Source organism: Saccharicrinis fermentans DSM 9555 = JCM 21142 (assembly GCF_000517085.1).
In the GTDB taxonomy this organism is placed as follows: Bacteria; Bacteroidota; Bacteroidia; order Bacteroidales; family Marinilabiliaceae; genus Saccharicrinis; species Saccharicrinis fermentans.
This window is the reverse complement of sequence record NZ_KI912107.1, coordinates 5,256,743-5,278,309: the sequence shown is the minus strand read 5'-3', so window position 1 is coordinate 5,278,309 and position 21,567 is coordinate 5,256,743. Positions and strand designations below refer to the sequence as shown.

Below are 21,567 nucleotides of genomic sequence, written 5' to 3'. Positions count from 1 at the left end.
AAGACTCATGGCTAAAATTACAGAAAACGAGATATTACCATCCTGGAATCCTTCTGACGTAGAAAGAATTAAAACACAAAGCAACTTCTTAAGAGGAAGCCTTGAAAAGAGTTTGAACGATCTCGCTACAGGAGCCATTGCGGAGGATGACACCCAACTCATTAAATTTCACGGCAGCTATCAGCAAACCGACCGAGACCTGGAAGTGGAACGTAAAAAACAAAAACTAGAATCTTTGTACAGTTTCATGATCAGGGTGCGCATACCCGGAGGTCTGGCTACCGCCGATCAATGGATTGCTTTTGATGAACTCTCAAAAACCCATGGTAACAATACCCTTAAGCTGACTACACGCCAAGCATTTCAGCTGCACGGCATAATCAAGAGAAGGCTGAAAGAAACCATGCAACACATCAACGAAACACTGCTGGATACCATTGCCGCCTGCGGTGATGTAAACAGAAATGTGATGTGCACCACCAACGAGGCCATCTCACCTCTGGTGCCGTCTGCCTATAAAATGGCCAAAGACATCAGTGCACATTTACTACCCAAAACATCGGCTTATCATGAAATATGGTTGGATAAAAAAATACTGGTAGACGGAAAACAGGATGAAGAGCCCATCTACGGTAAAACATATCTACCTCGAAAATTTAAAATTGCCATTAGCATTCCTCCCTATAACGACACCGATCTGTTCTCCAATGACATTGGACTAATAGCCATTGGCAAAGGAGATCAGATAGAGGGATTTAACATCGCCATTGGCGGTGGACTGGGCATGACCTTTACCGAGGCAGGCACCTATCCTCGACTGGGAGATATAATAGGCTATGTTCCTTATGACAAAACCATTGAGGTAATTGAAGAGATTGTAAAACTTCAACGAGACTATGGTAATCGTGAAAACAGAAGAAAAGCACGTTTAAAATATACTGTTGACCGTATAGGTCCTTCTGTCTTTAAAGATATGATTGAAGAAAAGCTGGGCTACAAGCTGGCAAAATCAAAGCCCTATCAGTTTAAAACCAATGGCGACCTTTTTGGGTGGAAGAAGGCTGCCAGTGGCAAATGGTTTCTTGGCTTATACATAGAACACGGCAGAATTAAAGATTCTGATAAACAGTCACTAAAGACTGGTTTGCGAAAGATTGCCGAACTGAAGAAATGTGATTTCAGACTAACAGGTAACCAAGGTTTGGTATTAGGCGCCATAAAAGATGAGGACAAGAAAGAGATAGAAGCATTACTCAAAGAATATAAAATATGGCCTGTGGGTCAGCTGAGCGGCGCTCGTAAACACGCACTGGCCTGTGTGGCACTAAACACTTGTAGCCTGGCCTTTGCCGAAGCTGAACGTTACCTCCCATCATTGATGGACAAAATAGAAGTCATTCTGGCAGATAACAAGCTTAGCAATGATGAAATATTAATTCGGATGACGGGATGTCCCAACGGCTGTGGCAGACCATTCCTAGGCGAAATAGGCTTTGTAGGTCGTTCATTAGGTAGATACAATATGTACCTGGGTGCCGGATTCTCAGGAGACCGACTAAACACGCTGTACAAAGAAACACTATCTGAAGAACAAATATTAGATGAACTAAAAGTTCTGCTAGGTAAATATGCCGCGGAAAGAGAAAAAAACGAACGTTTTGGTGATTTTGTTGGTCGAGTTGGCATCATTCAACACCAAAGCAAAATAAAAGAATTAGAATAACCTCACACACTAATTCTTATGGAAGAAAAAAGATACCGAACATTAATTAAAACGATTTCATGGCGCATAACAGGCACCATCGATACCTTTCTGGTAGCCTATTTGATAACCGGTAAAATTGGAATGGCAGCTTCCATTGGAGGCGTTGAAGTTTTTACAAAGTTATTTTTATATTACTGGCACGAGAGAGCCTGGAATAAAATTAACTACGGAAAAACTAAACCCAAAGAACCAGAATACTTTATTTAGTCATTTAACGCGAATGATGCATGAGAACTTCGTAATAGATTTTCTAATGCATCGTTCGATAAATAAAGCAATAATCCGTTTTTCAATAGTATTCTAATTCATTTAAAGCGGTTATGGTAATCTTTCCATTAACCGACCAACCAAGATTCGTTGTACTTCGTTCAGTGGAACTACCTGGTAATTTAAAGTTTTCGATTCCAGGAATAACAATATAGTAACAAACCTGCTTTAGCTAATTCTTTCTGCCAGTAAGCTTCAACTTGTAGTATTTTTTGCAAAGAGTAGAGAGAAAAGAAGGGCTGATTCCCATGGAGAATTTTTCATAAAGAATACGATACCTATATATCAAAAAAAAGAGGCTATGTCAGATATTCGACACAGCCTCTTTTTGAATTTAAATTAACTTAAATCTTCTAAGGTTCTCTTCGTTGACTACTTACTTCTTAACAATCTTTACCTTAAATTGATCTACCACCAAAATATATACGCCATTGGCCAAATCTGACAAATCAATTTGAGAGGACTCCATCTCACCGTCCATCACTATATTTCCGGTCACGCCAAACACCTTGTATTTGCTTCCGGCATTGGCACCTGAAACATGAATAATACCCCGTGTAGGATTGGGCCACACAGCATACTGCGTCGAGCCTATATCGTTGACATCAGTAGAAAGTTGAACGGTTAGCGTACCATTCTCATAAACAAAGTTATAATTAGGATCCATGGCATTGTCAACCACAATATCATAAGTTCCTGCCACACTCGCTGCCGTAGCATCGCAAGATATGGTAGGCAAGGTTTCCAGATCTGTCAGGTCATCTGCACTAACAAAGCCACTTATTTCATACGTTAACTCAGGATTCTCATCACCCACAGACTTCTCCTTATCATGTGCAGTAACCGTTAACGTTCCCTTCATTATTGTAAATAAACCATCCACATACGAAAAGTTATAATTATCGTCTGAACCATCTCCAATAACAATAATATACTCTCCGGGCGGGGTTGAAACAGAAACCAGGGATAATATGTCTGGCACCGATTCAAGATCAGCTTCCGTATCGCCTGCCACGAAGCCCGAATAAGAAATTGTTAATTCAGGATTCTCTGCTCCATAAACCTTACTCTGATTATCAGCCGTAGCGGTCAATGCAGCCTTACCCACTGTTAAACTCTGTTCCATCTGCGGTGCAGGCCCGTAGGAATCATTTCCAGCTTGATCTGCATATATGGTACACGATCCTGCACCAACAATATGCACCTTACCATCAACAATGGTAGCCACACTAACATCAGACGTAGAATAACTTACAACCAATCCACTGCTGACAGAAGCTCCGGGCGAGAAATCCACATCACCATAGACAACATCCGGCAATGTTCCAAAACTAATCGTTTGAACCATCTTTGTTGTAAATTCCTGTGCCGAGCCATAGCTGGTTCCATTTTCATTGATCGCATATACATTAAAGGTATAACTAGTGTTCGCACTTAAGGACTCCAACATAGTACTATAGGAACCCAAACCAGAACCTATGGACACTTTGGTCACTCCGGTTCCTCCTACTGCTGGATTGCTATTGACCGAAGTCTGCGCATACACCACACCACGCTCAGTAACATTACCGCCCCCATCACCAGAAACCACACCTCCCACACTCACTGAAGAAGAAGTAACAGAGCTGGCACTTACAGCAGTCACTGTAGCAGCAATAGGAGCATTCTTTATGACCAAGCTCATATCATCCAAAGCCACATAATTAGTTGCACCAACAGACTGAACCTCCAACTCATCGATATTCAGGCTATTCCAATCCGTCGAAAAAGTAGCCGTTGCCCATCCTCCTACTCCTCCGCTTATATCTGTCGGGGTCACCTCTATTTCCTGCCTTTTCACCTCTGTGCCATTACGTTTTCCAATAAAAAGCACAGGCACACTACTTGGGCTACTACCAGCATCAATAGATGGCCATACCGCCGCACTGTATAAATTAAAGACTTTACCTGACGCAATGGAAATAGAACCCAAAGTCTGAGAAGGCAGCGGAACTCCAAATTCCGATTCCATATAATAATTAGACGCATTCGCACCATAGGCATTATAGTGAACAACCTCCAATTGACCACTCACATTAAACAAAACTCCTTCGCTTGTAAACGAAGTAGCATTGATCTCTAGCTCAAAATCCTCTGTTGTTTGCGAATAGAGAGCCAGCGAGCACAAAAGCAATGTAAACAGCATAAAAACCTTTACACTCCATAAAAAAGCAAAGTAATTTTTCATCATATATTAAAAATTAAGGTGAACAAATGACAGTATACAAGATAGCTACCCTTTAAATACGAAACAAGCAACTCCAAAATAAAAATCTATCATTCAATAAGATATACGCTTATCTCGTTAAATAGTTCATATTTTCATCAAAACTATTTTTTATTCACCATGTAGGCTCGCAAACAAAAGGCTATTGCCAGCTTGCGAACTTTATTATATCTTAAAGCAAAAATCTTCTCCAATGGAAAACAAACCAAATATGCCACCCATATATATTGTTTCCGGTGGCAAAGGCCTTGCCGGCCACACGATTGTTGAGTCGATGTTAATACAATACCCCGACCATAAAATACCGGTAGTCATAGAGCCCGAAGTGAGCACACAGGAACAAATTGATAAAATTACCGATAAGGTAGTGGAAAAGAATGGGGTAATCGCACATACAATGGTCAATCATGTTGCCCGCAGAAAACTCATTGACAGCTGTGAGCAAAAAGAAATAAGACACTTTGATCTGGTAGGCAGCATGAGCGATTATCTGGATACGGTATTAGATATGAAACCCGTTGAACAGCCCGGTTTATTTCGCTTAAGAGATATGGAATATTACCGTAGAGTCCGTGCCATTGAATTCACCATGATGCATGACGACGGTCAACACACCGACAAAATAGCAACGGCAGATATTGTTTTAGCAGGTGTTTCGCGCACGGGAAAAACACCACTTAGTATTTACCTGGCTATGTTTGGTTGGAAGGTGGCCAATGTGCCCATTGTTCCAGGAACTCCAGTACCGGATACACTCTTTCAAATTGATTCCAAACGGGTTTTCGGCCTGACCATCTCCATGGCTTACCTAATAGCACAACGAAGCAGCAGAGTCAATCGCATCCACATGAACCCCAATACAGATTATATTGACAGACGCAAAGTCCGCATGGAACTTGACTATGCTGCCAATTTGTATAAAAAAGGAAATTTTACGGTATTGAACATTACCAATAAACCCATTGAATATACCGCCAATGAAATACTCACTATTTTAACAGAACGCTTTGGTAGTGACAAATGGAAACTGGACGAAGAACACCACTAAACAAAGAAAAAACTACAAAAAAAGTCTGACATAAGCTATGTACCTGTGTTCCCTGTATCATGCACTTACCATCATACAATACCAGCTAGTACAAAATAAACCAAACAATTGTTTAATATATTTCAAAGTGAATTAAACACTTTGCCCAAAACGATGTTCTTTTTATAGAACATTATTTTAAATTGCGAGTTATTTATATGGAAATGCTTTTTCAATTTTAGCTTAAAATATGGTAGTTATGAAAAATACAACTGCGAACACAACAATAAAAAAAGTACAAAAACGTGCATCAGTATTACCCAAAGACTCAAAAGCCAAGGGTAATTTTGATTATTTAATGGAATATGTAAAAAATAAATTTCAAATAAAATTTCCATCAAAAGATTTTCACGAGGCTTGGGCTGCATACAATCAACTACAAAACTTTAAGATTTCGGAGAATGTAGAGACCGTAGGCGGCATTACAGAAGAGGCGCATTATATCATGCGAACCATCACTGAATATCATTTTAATCAGGCTTTCAAGGCAATGAAAATTGACATGAATGATCCGAATGTTGGTGGAGAAAAAGGCACACCCTATAGAATGGCTAAGATGTACTGTGGCAGTGATCTTAACGACGCTTCTGAACTATTATCCGGACGTTGGTCACACCGTCCGGAGATGGCCAGCTTTCCCAATGAGAACGATCAAAAATACCCCATCACCAAACGGGTTGACATTGTATCAGTATGTTCTCATCACACAGCACCATTCAGCACCTTATTCCGAGATGGTTCCTATGCACTAATCAGTTATATACCCGACAAGAAAGTACTGGGCATATCTAAATTACAACGTATTGTAGACTGGGTAGCACGCAGAGGTCATCTGCAAGAAAACCTTACTAAAATGATTTACGATGAAGTTTGCCAAGCCGCAGAGTCAGAGTCAGTATATATAAAACTAAGCGGACTGGTACACACCTGCGAATCACTACGAGGCACCCAAAGCAATGAAGGCGCTTTTAGCAGTGAATATTACGGAGGTGCTTTTAAGAATTTCGAAATAAGAAGAGAGGTAAGTCATCAATAAAGAAAGCACCATTACAAAAAATCATCATAAGGAATCAAGTATAAAATGATAATACGAAAAAAATTCAAGTTTGAGGGAGCCCATATTGTCAGGGACTGCTCAAGCAACAGGTGTAAGAAATCATTGCACGGACATAGTTATATTGTGGAAGTGTTTTTGACTTCCAACAAGTTGGATTACGGACAGATGATATATGACTTTGGACTTACCAAGGGAACCATTAAAGATATCATAGATAGCTTTGATCACGCCTATGCCATGTGGAGCAAGGAAAGTGATGATTTCAAATCTTTTATAAAAGCCAACAGCGACCGTTATATTATCATGCCCGTAAGTCCTTCGGCTGAGTGTTTTTCTTTGACCTTGTTATTTTTAATAGACAAAATATTACAGGCCACCGAATTTAAGAATGGAGAAGGAGACGTACGTGTACGCTCAGTTAGAGTTCACGAAACAGAAACAGGCTATGCAGAAGCTTTTCGTGAGGACTTAGAGTGGTTCAACTTTTCGTTGAAGGATATCATTTTTAGTTCAGAGATCAAAAACGAATGGACTGACAAAGAGATGTATGACAAGCTAATCGCCTACTACGACAAGCAATTGGGCACAAAACCATTTAGCAACCCTGTTGTCTCCAGGCATTTTGAATAAAAAAGTACATCCTAAAAATAGCTACCTGCTCTAATCAAAATATTCGCAACCAGAATAATTGACACCTAGAGCAGGTAAGCCCAAATTAGCGAAGCCTAACTTCACTGAAAACGAATGCTTTTCATCCCCAGGTCATTCAAATGAACCTTTACCTGTTGTGCCTTATCAGACACTTCAAAGGACTTAACCGGACATAATTCATCATCAGACCATGCCTCCCCTGATTTTTTCCACAACATCAGAGTGGCATATATTTGTGGTATTTCACGATACTCAGAACCACCTATTGCCTCTATGACGGCACTCTTATCACTAACAGGATGTAAGTTCTTAGTATTAAGTACCACTACATATTCCCATCCAAGCAAAGGCACCATGGCCAATTGGTAAGTACCATTATCGATGATGGTAGCTTGATAAACCCCAACCTGTCTGGTGGAAACTTTTATTTCAGTATCAAACTCCGGCAACGCATAATGTCCTAAACGCATTTCCACACGCTTTGTACTAACATTTCTATCCACCCTTAAAATTCCGTTGGTGATAGGAATATCCACCAGGTTCATTTTAATATTTTCATCCGTTTCAAGGACTGCATCCCTATAATAGCAGCCATCTTCAAACTTTTTAAAAGAATACAAACGAAAAACTTCCCATTGCCCTTTGGCATTTTTCAATCCGTAATTCATGGCAATCTCTCCATTTTCGCCATCTGCTTGCCAAGGAAATATACTACTATACGACAATCTATTATAGTTCTCTGTGGATCTAAACTTTTGCCAATCGTCCTTTACCTTTTCATGACACCAAGCACGTATCTCCGAAGCTCCCAGAATCGGATAATTTGTCATCAGAACATTTGATCCCTTTGCAAATTTATTGTACACACTATCTGTGCTGTATGTTTCCCATGGACCATCATTTTCTATGGCTGTCCAAAAGCGATCATCTTTAGGCAATAGCAGTCCCAGAAAAGCTTTTCCCATCCAATACACACTCCCTCTACAACTATAATTTTGCACTGCCGGCTCATACGGTCCATAAAAACCCAAGGTAGGAACACTATCCTTAAGAAATTCAGGATGCTGCAAGAACTGCAAGATAGTCCGTGACGATATTTTTCGTAACCAACCTAAATTAGCAGCATCTCCACCATACTTACCCATAAAAGGAAAAGGCGCTATCGAACCAAAACGATAAGAGATACTACGTCCATACATCAACATCTCACCCTCTTTTGAAAACATATTGGGATAATTATAATTCAGATCCTGAAAATGAGCAATCAGTTTTTCAGCAAGCGCTGGATAATTTTTCAATCCAAAAACATCCGACCAAAGCACACTGTATAATTGAAATGCCCACATACTATAATAATCATATGCAGGACTATCATTATACCATCCATAGCCTTTATATTTCTCGATACTCTTATTTAGATAATCCAATAACAATTCTTCATTGACTTTATATCCCTGATCCTTAAAAAAACTCAGGATAAAAATATTAAAGAAACGCCAATTAGAAGGAACCGTTGGTCCATCCCCATAGCTTAACATTGTATGAGCCAGGTCGTCTTTTTGATTCTGCGTTAAAGGCTCCCATATCACTTCTGGTGCAACAAATAACGAGATCGCCAATGCCCCAAATTCTACCAAATTTTGACTTGGCCCACCATTTTTAGGACGGGGCACAATAAACGAAGGGCTCTCGGGGTTGATCAGGTTTAGTATTTGATGGCGGTAATAATCGGCCACTCCAATTCCATTCAATGTTAAGTCGGGGTTTTCCTTTAACAAAGGAGCTGCCACAAATAAAGTTCTACATAAACCTTCCAGTTTTTCGGTAGGGACTTGTTTATCATTATGCGGATACGTTTTCCCAGCTTGCTTAGGGAATTTCATAGGGTCGTCCAATGTATTAATATATGAAAAAGCACCATTTAATATATATTCAGCCGCATTCACCCAATGTGTGCGTGTCATACCTGTTGCAGGACTCAATTGATAATCAGGATTCTTTACTTCAAAAACATTGACTTTCCCATTCTCTTGTTTAAGATCCTTTGTTTTTTGCCTATTACACGATGACGCTGCCAACAATAAGACCGCCAGCAAAAAAAACGAACTAAAATTATTTATAACTTTCATGACCGATGAAATTTTATTTACTAAAAACATTTAATGAATGAACCCTTTCCACTATATCAGTAATTTGAATACCATTTAATTCTGCTACATTCATATTAATTACCTGGTCAATAGCGCCATTAATATACGTTATCAATTCTTTATTAGAATAGCTAACCGTCAAACTCACACTGGAGTATGGACTAACATTCCACCAGACACCATTGGTTGCTCTCGGCTTATATTTCCAAATATCAGAATTTCCAAAGGTATTCGTACTTAAATAAACCGCTTGATCCTTCACTCTTACATAAGCCTTCAATGTATGTTGATCAATACCATAGGAAAAACATTCGGTAGTTATTAGATCGCCCCAATAGTTTGCTGTATCCAAAGAAGCTTCCAACTGAACTGTAAAATTATCAACTGGATCCAAGGAAAAAACCCGTTTCACTTGTTTATCTTGTGCATCCTCATAATGTAACACATCATCCCCTTCACTAATATTTAATTTACGCTTCACATTATAGTCGGCCCTGATGCCGGTACAAAAGCCCTTAGGACGTTTAGCACTCACAATCCAATCATAGTAATCTCCATACATCCAGGTCAGTTTCAAAGGAGAATCTCCTCTTTGGGCGATGACATAAGGACGAATATTATTGAATTCAGAATTCTTAGTAAGCGTATCTGAAGAGCAGATCTGACCATCCACATCCAGCACATACTTAATTATCTCATACACACGACCGAACTTACCATCAACAGGGACAGAACAATACACCTCATTGGTATTTTGATCATCAATGGCCATTCCTCCACTATAACATTTTTCAATATTAGGCGATTGGTGAAAATGCCCTCCGCCATTTGCAAGAAATGATTTTTGCCAAGCTTCACCATTCCAACGCGCATAATAATAATCGTGCGATGATTTATTCTCATTGATAGTTACCATGGCAATCAGTGGCTTTTCATCTTTATCAAGGGTCACTTGCCACAGCCAATTTCTTAAACTACTGGCATCCACAACGGCATCGGAGAAAGATTCTTGGTAAGCGGCAGTGGCTGCAACATGGTATAAATCCTCCCCTAGTTTAGACAAGACTCTTCCCCTCACATCTTTCAACTCCAAAGTATTAATATCTACATAGTTATAATATAAGTAATTAGGCATTGTTGGATCCGGATGTCCGGTTGTATAAGCCATTACAATTTTATCTTTTCCGTTTGATGCATATTTAGCATAAGGACGTGAAGCTGTTGATTGCACCATTTGAAAAGGACCCCAAACACATTCTGTTTTATCGTCGGATGTAGGAATTGTAAATTTGGCCATAGTAGGATGCCAGCTAATACCCCGCCAACAGATATAAAAATGCTTTGGGTCATCCGACAATATAAATGGAGAAGGATATGTGGTATTATTTTTTGTAGCAATCTTATGCTCTTTCCCTAATGAGCTAACATCCCCCGGCTTTGTTGAAATACGATAATAAAAACAGGGCTCATCAGTATGTCTCGAATAGAATATCATGACCCTATCATCTGGTAAAATCAAAAAAGTTGGATTATCATGATCATCCGGTTGAAAATAAGATCGAACCAATACTTCATTTGATTCCCCTGTAACAAAATCATGCTGCATAGCTTTTATATTTCCGTGAACATCAATATATCCAATATATGACTTATTAATGCTCCCATCAACACTTTGATGATGAATCGCTCTTGGATCAGCAAACCAGCACCACGCGCCCTTACTGGTCACTTCATAGGGTGTAAGCACTGTATTATTTACGCATTGTCGTTTGGTACAATGAACGAAAGTTGTTGCCACAAAAAGCAAACAACTTATAAATTTTATTGGATGCATAACTTTCAACTGACTTCCTCTTTTATAAAAAATAAATTAAAATTGTCTGGAACATGAAACAAACCACGATAAAACAGTCGTTTTCTTGCAGCCACTATTTATCTAAAAAGACTACCATTTCAGACGCTGCCAGCAAGAATGCGCCAACGCCGAAGTTAGCTGTAGAATTTTTATCCACCGTTTGACCAGGGATGGCTCTTTCGCCAATTGGCTGAATGTAGCCCAGCATACCACTCTCCTGCAAAGCCATGGAGCTAAGGTATTTCCACGATTTTGTCACCACCGGTTCATAAGCATCAACAGAAAGCACACCATTGTTCATCCCCCATAAGTAACCATAGGTAAAAAAAGCAGTTCCGCTGGTTTCAGGTCCTGGTGCATGTGCGGGATCCAAAATACTGCGGGTCCAGTACCCATCTTTTTGCTGCGCTTCTTTTAATGTAACGGCCATTTTTTTATACACATCTACAAAGGTATTCCTATACACATAATCAGCTGGCATATCCTGTAATACCTTCGCCAAACCAGCAAAGACCCAACCATCACCTCTTGCCCAAAAATCTTTTAATCCATTCATTGATTTATGTCTTGGATAAACATATTTGGCATCTCTAAAGAACAAACCAGTTTCCTCATCGTACATGATACTTTGCGCATAGGTAAAATACTCGAACAATTTATCCAGATAAAGCTCATTCTGAGTAATTTTATAAAGCTTTGTCATCACAGGCATTACCATATATAAGCCATCAGCCCACCACCAATAATCCTTATTATCCGTACTCATTTCATATTCCATAACCTCTAAAGCACGTTTAATCTTTGATGAATCTTTTATCTCATCCATATTAAACAAGTCTATGTAAGTCTGAAAACACACCTGCCAATCTCCAAATAACACATGATCATCATTCTCGCCATAATGATACTTCCAGTTTGCCTTATCATCCGACTTGGCGCCCTTCCATTCGTTATGTACGGCCCACGCTTCAGAATAAGCCTTGTACGCTTCTTTCCCTGTCACTTCATAAGCATAAATATTTCCGGTATGGTATGCCGCATTATCCCAAAAAGCCCGGCCATGCTCAGGATTATTGGTCTGCCAATAATCATTCACCCTTTCAATTATGGCTATCACATCCTGTTTTTCCACGGAATTCAAATTTTCGGCGGTCACATTCTGTTTGCTCTTATTTTGAGGCATACATGCTACAATTAAAAGTGTAAACAAGATCATCCCCATTATTTTAAAATTATTCATTGTGCTTATTCATTAAATTAATTAGATTTTCTTCGATTGTTTAATCACTATTTCACAACGCTGATAACAAAACCATAACTATATGTTTTATCCAGTAATAAATATGGTTGATGCGGATAGCGTCCCCAACTATCATCTCCTCCCAAGCCCCGCTGTTTTAAATCAACATTTAAATAAACCTGATGGCGAGGCGTAATGTCAGAAGGATGCATTTGCTTTTTAGATAAGCCAGCATCATAATCTTCTGTTGGATTATGGGCCACTTTCACACTCAAGGCTTGCAATCCTCGAACTCTAATACCCATCCCTTTATCATTGGTTAGCGTGAGCCATCGAACATCTGTTTTATTTCCATTTTCCTGTGGACGTATATAATCAACTCTTTGATCCTTCACACTACTTTCATATATACCCAATAAGCTTGCCGTATTTCTGTCTGAATAATTTTCCCATGGTCCACGACCATAATATTTAAAATGATCAAACTCCTTTGCCAGTCGCATTTGCATACCAAAACGAGGTAACTCAGGTAAATCATCTCTTCCTGCTTCCCATTTCACTTGGACCTGAATGCTCCCATCAGGAAAGATGGAATAGGAGATAAAGTAAGGACTAGACACATCCAAAAGCCACAACTCACTATGAATCAAAACACAACTATCTTCTTCAGAAACTGTAACAGACTTTAGTAAGCGATTTCGACCTGCCGATCGCCAGACATTTAATTTCGATGGCATTCCATTACCATAATCGTTATCAGTGGCAGCTCTCCAAAAATCAGGTTCTGGGCCACCATTCAACAAGTTTATTCCATCCACCTTATAACCCGACAACAATCCACTCCTCTTGTCAATCCTCACATCAACATTTCCCGCCTTTACATCAACACGATAATCATTTTCAACCACTTCAAGTGCTCCTTCGGCATTGACAGACTGGTTAAAATAATCATTCGTATCAAAAACGAACTGTTCCCTAGCTATCTCAAACCCTTGGGGTAAAAAGACACCATCACTCATCGTGTAAGCATAGATGCCAAGTGTATATTCTACTCCCTTTTCTGCATTCCAAAGAGGTAAAGCAAGCTTTACATCTTTAGACAAACCAGCCGACAAAGACACCTTAAATATCTCTTCACGAACAGACGCACCATTTTTCTTTAGCACCCATTTAAACCTATAATCTTTTAAATTACGATCTAAAAATCTATTTTGAATTGTAACAACCCCTTTACGAATATCCTTTGCTGAAAACAAAATATCCTGGTAAACTTTTTTCACTTCCATTAGTCCCGGATGCTCAACTCTATCAGCCGAAACCAATCCATTCGCGCAGAAATTTTGATCATGGGTATATTTATAACCACCTATATCGCCACCATAGGCAAAATAATCTCTTCCAGAATCATCAGTCGCAAATAAACCCTGATCTACCCAATCCCAAATAAATCCACCTTGCATATGGCTACTTACCTGAATGATATTGAAATATTCCTGAAAATTACCATTGCTATTACCCATCGCATGTGCATATTCACACATAATAAACGGACGCGTTACATCGGTACGTTCAGCATATTTTTTCATGGATTTGATACCCGGGTACATGGGACAAACGATATCGGTATTACGGTTTTGTCCGGCCTGTTCAAACTGAACCATACGCGTTGGGTCTTCCTTTTTTAACCAGTCGTACATATCATAAAATACAGGTCCATTTCCACACTCATTGCCCAAACTCCAAATAATAACCGAAGGGTGGTTTTTATCACGCTCAAACAAACGTTTTATCCTATCTTTATGCGCATCTGCCCATTCAGGCAAGTAAGCCGGGTGCTTATCTTTATTAAACCAAGCCTGCCACTCTGCCCCCATGGCATGCGTTTCTATATTCGCCTCATCCACAAGCAACAGTCCATACTTATCACACAAGTCATACCATAAGGTACTATGCGGATAATGACTTAGACGCACAGCATTGATGTTATGCTGTTTCATCAGAGCAATATCCTTCATCATTGTTTCCTCATCAACCACATGACCTGCATAAGCGTTATGCTCATGCAGGTTCACTCCACGAACCAATAGCGGTTTGCCATTCAATAATAATTGCGCATTTTTAATTTCAACCGTTCTAAAACCAACTTTACAAGAAACGGCCTCTATCAATTGCCCCTCACTATCCATTAACGAAAGCAATAAGGTATATAAATACGGTGTTTCATTACTCCATTTATGGGCCTTAGTGACATTTCCCTTTATATGCAATCTTTTTTGAACATCACCACCTATTTCCACCTTCGTATCTTGCGCAAAAACAGTCTTATCTCTTCCATCAATCAGGCGAACGCCAAGACTCACCTGTGCGTTATTTTTAAGCTTATTAGCTACATCCACCTCTATATCCAGGATTCCATTCTTATAATTCCCATCCAAACCTGCTTTGGCAAAGAAATCCGCAATACGAAGATGGTCAGTACTGTACAGATAGATCCCCCTATCAAATCCCGACAGTCGCCAAAAATCCTGGTCTTCTAAATAAGAACCATCGCTCCAACGATAAGCTTCCACCGAAACACTATTCTCACCCGTTTTTACAAAATCCGTAATGTCAAATTCGGTAGGACTTTTGGTATTCTGACTATATCCCACCTTTTGTCCATTCACCCACACATACATAGCCGCTGCACCACTTTCGAAATGAATAAATACCCTACGATGTTCCCAATTCTCTGGCAGCTGAAAGCTTCGCTTATAACTACCAACAGGATTATGACTGTGATCGATCAGAGGAGGATTCTTGGCAAATGGATAGGTTATATTCGTATAGATTGGTGTTCCATAACCATTTAATTCCCAATTTCCAGGAACAGGCATCTCCCCCCAATCACTTACATCAAAATCATCTGTATAAAAACCAACGGGTCTATCTTCCGGTTTATATACCCAATTAAATTTCCATACACCATTCAACGACAAATACCAATCTGAATCTTCATACTTATTTATTTTGGCAGCTTGCAGACTTTGATATGGCACAAAAGTAGCTTTGGTTTCTTCCTTATTGATTCCAAATACCTGAGGATTCTCCCAATCGGGCACTTTGTCCTCTGCAAAAACACTTCCACAAATGAACAATGTTATTAGTACTAAAAGCTTGTGCATAATACTATAATATTTTTATATTGTTAATAATTTTAATGCAAAATCCAGACTTGCCCTCTTCACCTTATTTTCCAATAAATTCCTCCAACTGCACCCTTTACTTTGACAACTTTCCATTGACATCCCTTACCACAAGGTTATGTAGGGTATAATTTATACTCCCTCCAAAAACTTCTGCCAAGACATATATGTTAAGCCCATCAAGCTCTCGCTGTGCACCTTATTTGTAATATCAAAGACAATACAATTACCAGATTTTTATATCAAAACACCTTCACTTGAAGCACTTAGGCCCAAAGCATCTCTTACCAATGAAACAACCTATTCATCTGTGTAGGCTAAACCTTGCCAAACAACCACTTCATTTTATCTAATATAGATAAGGGATATGATCCCTATATCTATATTATTTTGTATGACAATTACTATTCTGCACCCTGACCAGAAACAGTAGGCCATCCTGGGTTTTGATAAATCGGAGATGTGGAAATTGTTTCTCCATCATTTGCTGTTATAAGAAAATGTTGAACAGCAATGGGCTCCAAATAATGTGCTTCTGTAAAATTAAGCCCGTTATAATAATTGTTATTAGATTGTACAATTTGATATGGTCTTAAATACTCACTCAAGCTCGAAGAAGATATCGTATTGTCTTTTTCATCAGCTTGATCTGCCAATAAGAGTCCATCAGCATAATCATTTTGCATTGGCCCCCAAATCTTACATCCTTCCACCTGAAAATCATTCAATTGATCCATGGCTCTCCACCTAATAAGGTCATTATAACGTTGCCCTTCACCAATCAATTCACATCGACGCTCTCTACGAATATTATATAAAGTTGCATCAATAAGAACACCATGCGAATAGGCTCCCCAATCATATAATGCTTCCTGACTCATATCTGTTGCAGCAATCGTTTTATTATAATCTTCATCTACTCCAGCCCTCGCACGAATTGCTCTCCAATAAGAATCTGCTGTAGCATTAATGGTTCCTGTTTTCTCATAACTAGCTTCAATATAAGTCAAATACGCCTCCGCTGCTCTAAAGATGACGGGTGCAACAATATCTTGACCTAAAATTTGCATATTATAATCCAAGGCAAAACCTTTACCCAACATATAGCCCGTTGACGTTGAATACTTACCGTCGGAACTATAAACTTCTGGCGCTATATCAAACATTTCGGGAACATCGATATTTTTAAATGCCTTAACTTCACCTGGGGCTTTCATAAACAATTGCCATCTAGTATCTCGGTTAACCTTTGTGTCTTGGATATAATCATCACCTTGATAACCACTTGCTACATCATATACTGGCAGACCATTTTGCATTAGAAAAGAATGCTCCATTTGGTGCGTATAGCCTTTTTGTGCACCATGATAAATATAGTGATTGAAGCTATGCGCTCTATCTAAATCGACCGAATACTCTCTGTACATTATTACCTCATCATACGACGATGGATCAGGTGTTGCGAACATGTCATAATACATATTAAGAGCCTGACTTGCACTTTCCTGTATAACGCTATTATTAGACACCAGGCTGATGGCTTCTGCAACTTCTTCTGAAGCATTCATTGCCTCTGTTAAGAAAAAGTCCACTTCATTACCCAAACTGCCACTTGGAAAACTATAATTACTATTGTACTCCTTATTCGCACCGGGCCAGTCTGTACCATTAGGAACCAAGGCAGTACCGGCATGATATTTTAGCCAGGTAGCCTCAAACAAGGCAACTCTAGACTTAAGTAACAAAGCAGCATTACGTGTGATACGAGTTTTCCCTCCCGAAGGATTGTCCAACAACAAATCAATCGCTTTATCTAAATCTTCTAATATAAAGCGCGCCACCTCGTTACGAGGCTGTCTTTTAGATGCCTCAGTTAGCAACTCTTGCGCATCAGGTAAGGGTTCCTTAATAATAGGAAAATCGCCTAGCTTCCTTAATCGATAAAAGTACTCATGCGCACGTAAGAAATAACCTTCTCCAACATAATGTCCAATATTCGCAGAGTTACCACTTATTTCTCCCGCTTCAAACCGTTCTGAAACAGTTGTTAAGTAATAATTCAATGCATAAATATTAGAGAAGTTCCATTCGCCGCCAGTTGCACCTACCGTCCAGAGACCAGGAACGAAACGACTACTAGATCCTCTTGTTGTTTCATTATCGGTGGCTAAGTCATCAAAATAAAAAGACTCACCTCCACTACCATAATGACTAGGGAGCATTCCTCCTTTCGAATCGCTTCCTCCATTATAGTTACCATAATCTGCATAATACTTAACCGTATACGCTGCCAAATGAGATTCATCCATCAAGTACTTCTCTGGTGAAATTTGTGACGGAGGAGTTACATCCAAGTAGTCATTACATCCTGCCATAAAGCAGGCAGACACTCCTACAATTAAACTTTTAGCTATTGTCTTATATAAATTATTTTGCATTGCTCTCATTTTTTTAGAAGTTAACACTCAAACCAAAACTATACGTACGTGACAACGGATAAACAGTACCTCCTTGTTTTCCGATTCCTGCTGTTTCAGGATCCATAGTTTTTGATAAACTTGTAAATGTTAACAAGTTTTCTCCCGAAACAAATAACCTAACTTTCTGCAGTGCAATTTTATTGACCAACGCTGTGGGTAAAGTATATCCAAACTGAAGGTTTTTCAAACGCAAGTAAGCTGCATTCTGTAAATATCTTGTTTGAGCTTTATGATTTTTATTGTTGAATAAAGGGCGAGGGTAATATGCATCCATATTTTGCCCTAGCGGGTGCGTTGGATCAGCTCTAAAATAATCAAGATGTTCATGAAGCGCTGTTGACCACCACTGTCCACTCCCTGTAGCTCCCCAGAAAACCATACTATTTTCACCTGGATCAAAATCACGCTTCAGAACACCTTGCCAGAACATATTAAAATCAAATCCTTTCCATGCGGCATCAATATTAATACCGGTACGATAACGCGGAGTTTTATTACCTATTTTTTTTAGGTCACCCATATCGTTCAAGGTATTATTACCATTATCAACTTTTCCATCATTATTAACGTCGGCATACATAATATCTCCTGCTGCCCAATTACTACCTAGAGCAGACTGACCACCATTGTCAAGAGATTCCAAATGCGCATTCATTTCTTCATCTGACTTAGCTATCCCAATGGTTGTATATCCATAAATTTCACCTGTCAATGCACCTGAACGATATTTTGACAAACTCTGAGTAGGATTACCATAGCTTAAGATTCTTGTACGTGAATCAGATACGTTCAACCTAAGTCCATAGCTTAAATCACCAATTTTATCTCTCCATTTCAACTCCAGCTCCCAACCGAATGTTTTTAAATCCGTATTATTGGTTTTAGGGACACCAATACCTAAGGTGGCAGGCAATTCCACACCTGTACCAACCATATCTTCAGTTTTTCTCTCGAAATAATCAAAAGAACCGGTCAAACGATTATTTAGGGCGCCCACATCAACTCCAATATTGGTCGTTTTTACGCTTTCCCAAGTCAGAAACGTTGATATCAACGAAGGAACACTGGCTGTATTCGGTTTAGCACCATTAATAAGCCAATTACCATTAGAAGAACCGGTAGGTATTGTTTGATATGTAGGATACCAATTGGTTGTATTTTGATTTGCAAGCACACCATAAGACCCTCTCAATTTAAACGTATTGATCGTTCCTGAAATAGGCTCCCAAAAATTTTCTCTGGCAATATTCCATCCTAATGAAACAGATGGAGTCCAAACCCATCTCTTTTCTGCTCTAAACCTAGATGTTCCATCATATCTTAAATTAAACTCTGCCAGATACTTTCCATAATAATCATAATTAAGTCTTCCAAAGAAACCAACCGTACTCCACTCCTCGTATTGTCCCATTATAGACATATTATCGTCATTGGTAGTCAAGTTCAATATTGGCAAATCATTGGTAATCATATCCGTGCGCTGCGCACTCATTTTACGGTATTTCATTTGCTCCGATTGGAATCCCAAAGTACCTCCCAATGTATGATCCCCCATTGTTTTCTTGTAATTACCAAAAACATTAGGATTTATAAAAGTAGATTTATAGGCGTATTCATGAACCTGATCATTACCTGGACTTGTAAGTGCTTTATAAGTACTCTCAGGGTTATTGGCATAATGAGAAAAAACCCTGTTTTGATCCCAATGTGTCCAATCATCTCCTGTAGTAACGTTCATTTCTCCAATAATATTCAGATCCTTAATAGGCGTAAAGGTTGCTCTTACTTGTTGAGTTAGCTTGTCATTTTGTTCCTTATGACGTCCCCCTTCTGACATGGTTTGTATGTAATTAATATCAGACATATAATATCCATTGGGATCTTTGATGGCTCTGGTTGGACGTGCTCGCCTAAGAATATGATCATAAAAACTGTCATTCATGGCGGTAGGTCTTTCATATTCAGAACGAATAAATCGACTTGAATAATCAACCTTAACATAGTCAGATAATTGTGCTGATATCTTGCCATTGATACTATATCTGTCGAAATTTTCTGTTCCATATCTCATAAAGCCATCCTGTGTCATATAGTTAGAAGACACGTAATAGGTAATACCGCCCTTTCCTCCACTGATACTCATATTATGTTCTTGAGAAGGAGACCATGTTTTATAGTATTCTTTTAGCCAATCAACATTGGCATAGGTATAATCATAATTCCATTTTCCACCACCACCTTCATAGGCAACGTCTGTGGGATCTAATTTCCCGGTATAATAATCATGAACCAACTCCTTATAACTCTCACTATACAAATGAGAATTTGACACATTAAAGTTTGCGTCATCATAAAAGTTAACAAACTCCCAGGAATCTTGCATATCAGGCAATAATATGGGCGTATTGAATCTAAAGTTGTTATTATAATTGATCACAGTTTTTCCTTTCTCTCCACTTTTCGTAGTCACTAAGATTACTCCAAAAGGTGCACGTGAACCATAAATTGAAGATGCTGCCGCGTCTTTAAGCACAGAGATACTTTCAATGTCTTGTGGATTTAAGGTGTTGATATCACCTTCCATTCCATCTATTAAAACCAAGGGAGAACCACTCGATCCATCACCAATGGTACCTGTACCTCTAACATCAATAGTTTTTTTTGCATTCAATTCTCCACCATTTCCACTGGTAGAAATATTAAGGCCTGGTATCACTCCCTGTAAGGCCTGCACAGCATTCGCAACCGGACGCTCCTCCAAATCTTTAGAACTGGCTGTTGCGACAGAACCCGTAACATTAATCTTTTTTTGCGTGCCAAAACCCACCACAACGATTTCACCTAACTCTGCCAAATCACTGGTTAGAGTCACATTGATGATCGACTGCCTGTTTATTTCTATACTTTTTGACGTGTAACCTAAATAAGAGAAAAGCAATACTCCATCCTGTGGAGCTGCAATACTATAGTTTCCTTCTACATCTGTAATCGTCCCAGTTGTTGTGCCTTCCACAACAATGGCTACTCCGATAAGTGCTTCTCCTGAATCCGAATCTTTAATATTCCCCTTCACAATTATGCTTTCTTGCGCATAACTATTAAACGGAATCAACCCCAAAAACAGCATAAAAGAAATCACTAACACATTGCGAGAAAAACAAGTGTAGCTTGACTTTTTTTGATTCATCAATTTAATTATCTTTTTCATACTTCATATAATAGATTAGTTATTCGAAAAATTTACAACACCTTTCATTCTACTCCGTTGTTTTCTTTCTTTGTCTCTTGTTTAAAAGAAACCTTTTAGCACAAACTCCATTGGTAGTATTCATTTGTTTTTTTATTTATAAATTAAGAATTGTTAACACTGCAAATGTGAGTATTTTCAGCAAAGAAAGAGGAGACGCATATTTCACATTGGACGAATTTTAATTCACATGCTGATTTTCAAATAATTAACCTTATGGACTGACGGTTTTTTCTACCATAATGAATGTTTATTCGCCCCTTCTATTTGTGAAAATATGTAAAAACGAAAGCATGCAAGTGGAAAGAAAGTAAAAT

Annotated in this window: 12 protein-coding genes; 5 read left to right on the top strand and 7 right to left on the bottom strand. The window is 38.9% G+C overall.

Features of this window, described 5'->3' with window-relative positions; all coding sequences use genetic code 11:
* Window positions 1-7 precede the first annotated feature (7 nt).
* The gene (locus CYTFE_RS0121680) at window positions 8-1,723 is read left to right on the top strand and encodes an NADPH-dependent assimilatory sulfite reductase hemoprotein subunit (protein WP_044212490.1); all 1,716 of its coding nucleotides are present in this window, start codon (window positions 8-10) and stop codon (window positions 1,721-1,723) included.
* Window positions 1,724-1,741: 18 nt separating this feature from the next.
* A complete protein-coding gene (locus CYTFE_RS0121675) occupies window positions 1,742-1,972 on the top strand; it encodes a DUF2061 domain-containing protein (protein ID WP_027473536.1) in 231 nt (76 codons plus the stop codon).
* Window positions 1,973-2,408: 436 nt separating this feature from the next.
* Here CYTFE_RS0121675 and CYTFE_RS0121670 read toward each other — a convergent pair whose 3' ends face one another.
* Window positions 2,409-4,262, bottom strand: a complete 1,854-nt coding sequence (locus CYTFE_RS0121670) for an MBG domain-containing protein (RefSeq protein WP_044262987.1) — start codon at window positions 4,260-4,262, stop codon at window positions 2,409-2,411.
* 229 nt (window positions 4,263-4,491) lie between these two features.
* Between CYTFE_RS0121670 and CYTFE_RS0121665 the strand changes: the two genes are divergently transcribed.
* The 3 genes from CYTFE_RS0121665 to CYTFE_RS0121655 all read left to right on the top strand — a co-directional run bounded on the left by CYTFE_RS0121665 (window position 4,492) and on the right by CYTFE_RS0121655 (window position 7,072).
* Entirely contained in the window at window positions 4,492-5,346 is an 855-nt protein-coding gene (locus CYTFE_RS0121665) for a pyruvate, water dikinase regulatory protein (RefSeq protein ID WP_027473534.1), read from the top strand.
* A gap of 238 nt (window positions 5,347-5,584) precedes the next feature.
* On the top strand, window positions 5,585-6,421 hold the full coding sequence (locus CYTFE_RS27635; RefSeq protein ID WP_052343358.1) for a GTP cyclohydrolase I: 837 nt from the start codon (window positions 5,585-5,587) through the stop codon (window positions 6,419-6,421).
* A 45-nt stretch (window positions 6,422-6,466) separates the two neighbouring features.
* Complete coding sequence (locus CYTFE_RS0121655; protein ID WP_027473533.1) at window positions 6,467-7,072, top strand: 6-pyruvoyl trahydropterin synthase family protein; 606 nt, start codon at window positions 6,467-6,469, stop codon at window positions 7,070-7,072.
* Between the two features lie 101 nt (window positions 7,073-7,173).
* Here CYTFE_RS0121655 and CYTFE_RS0121650 read toward each other — a convergent pair whose 3' ends face one another.
* The 6 genes from CYTFE_RS0121650 to CYTFE_RS0121625 form a co-directional block, all read right to left on the bottom strand.
* Window positions 7,174-9,222: a DUF2264 domain-containing protein gene (locus tag CYTFE_RS0121650; RefSeq protein ID WP_027473532.1), complete on the bottom strand. Its 2,049-nt coding sequence runs from the start codon at window positions 9,220-9,222 to the stop codon at window positions 7,174-7,176.
* Window positions 9,223-9,235: 13 nt separating this feature from the next.
* Window positions 9,236-11,041: a BNR repeat-containing protein gene (locus tag CYTFE_RS27630; protein ID WP_162150101.1), complete on the bottom strand. Its 1,806-nt coding sequence runs from the start codon at window positions 11,039-11,041 to the stop codon at window positions 9,236-9,238.
* 130 nt (window positions 11,042-11,171) lie between these two features.
* The gene (locus CYTFE_RS0121640) at window positions 11,172-12,281 is read right to left on the bottom strand and encodes a glycoside hydrolase family 88/105 protein (protein WP_044212510.1); all 1,110 of its coding nucleotides are present in this window, start codon (window positions 12,279-12,281) and stop codon (window positions 11,172-11,174) included.
* A gap of 104 nt (window positions 12,282-12,385) precedes the next feature.
* Window positions 12,386-15,502 (bottom strand): glycoside hydrolase family 2 TIM barrel-domain containing protein, encoded by a 3,117-nt coding sequence (locus tag CYTFE_RS0121635; protein WP_027473530.1) that lies wholly within the window; start codon window positions 15,500-15,502, stop codon window positions 12,386-12,388.
* Between the two features lie 425 nt (window positions 15,503-15,927).
* Window positions 15,928-17,961, bottom strand: coding sequence for a RagB/SusD family nutrient uptake outer membrane protein (locus tag CYTFE_RS0121630; RefSeq protein WP_027473529.1), 2,034 nt, complete (start codon window positions 17,959-17,961; stop codon window positions 15,928-15,930).
* 13 nt (window positions 17,962-17,974) lie between these two features.
* Window positions 17,975-21,211, bottom strand: coding sequence for a SusC/RagA family TonB-linked outer membrane protein (locus CYTFE_RS0121625; protein WP_154665715.1), 3,237 nt, complete (start codon window positions 21,209-21,211; stop codon window positions 17,975-17,977).
* Window positions 21,212-21,567 lie beyond the last annotated feature (356 nt).

Bases quoted from the DNA above. Each gene is read 5' to 3' on its own strand.
- CYTFE_RS0121680 (WP_044212490.1), top strand. From the start codon at position 8: ATGGCTAAAATTACAGAAAACGAGATATTACCATCCTGGAATCCTTCT.
- CYTFE_RS0121675 (WP_027473536.1), top strand. From the start codon at position 1,742: ATGGAAGAAAAAAGATACCGAACATTAATTAAAACGATTTCATGGCGC.
- CYTFE_RS0121670 (WP_044262987.1), bottom strand. From the start codon at position 4,262: ATGATGAAAAATTACTTTGCTTTTTTATGGAGTGTAAAGGTTTTTATG.
- CYTFE_RS0121665 (WP_027473534.1), top strand. From the start codon at position 4,492: ATGGAAAACAAACCAAATATGCCACCCATATATATTGTTTCCGGTGGC.
- CYTFE_RS27635 (WP_052343358.1), top strand. From the start codon at position 5,585: ATGAAAAATACAACTGCGAACACAACAATAAAAAAAGTACAAAAACGT.
- CYTFE_RS0121655 (WP_027473533.1), top strand. From the start codon at position 6,467: ATGATAATACGAAAAAAATTCAAGTTTGAGGGAGCCCATATTGTCAGG.
- CYTFE_RS0121650 (WP_027473532.1), bottom strand. From the start codon at position 9,222: ATGAAAGTTATAAATAATTTTAGTTCGTTTTTTTTGCTGGCGGTCTTA.
- CYTFE_RS0121640 (WP_044212510.1), bottom strand. From the start codon at position 12,281: ATGCCTCAAAATAAGAGCAAACAGAATGTGACCGCCGAAAATTTGAAT.
- CYTFE_RS0121635 (WP_027473530.1), bottom strand. From the start codon at position 15,502: ATGCACAAGCTTTTAGTACTAATAACATTGTTCATTTGTGGAAGTGTT.
- CYTFE_RS0121630 (WP_027473529.1), bottom strand. From the start codon at position 17,961: ATGCAAAATAATTTATATAAGACAATAGCTAAAAGTTTAATTGTAGGA.
- CYTFE_RS0121625 (WP_154665715.1), bottom strand. From the start codon at position 21,211: ATGAAAAAGATAATTAAATTGATGAATCAAAAAAAGTCAAGCTACACT.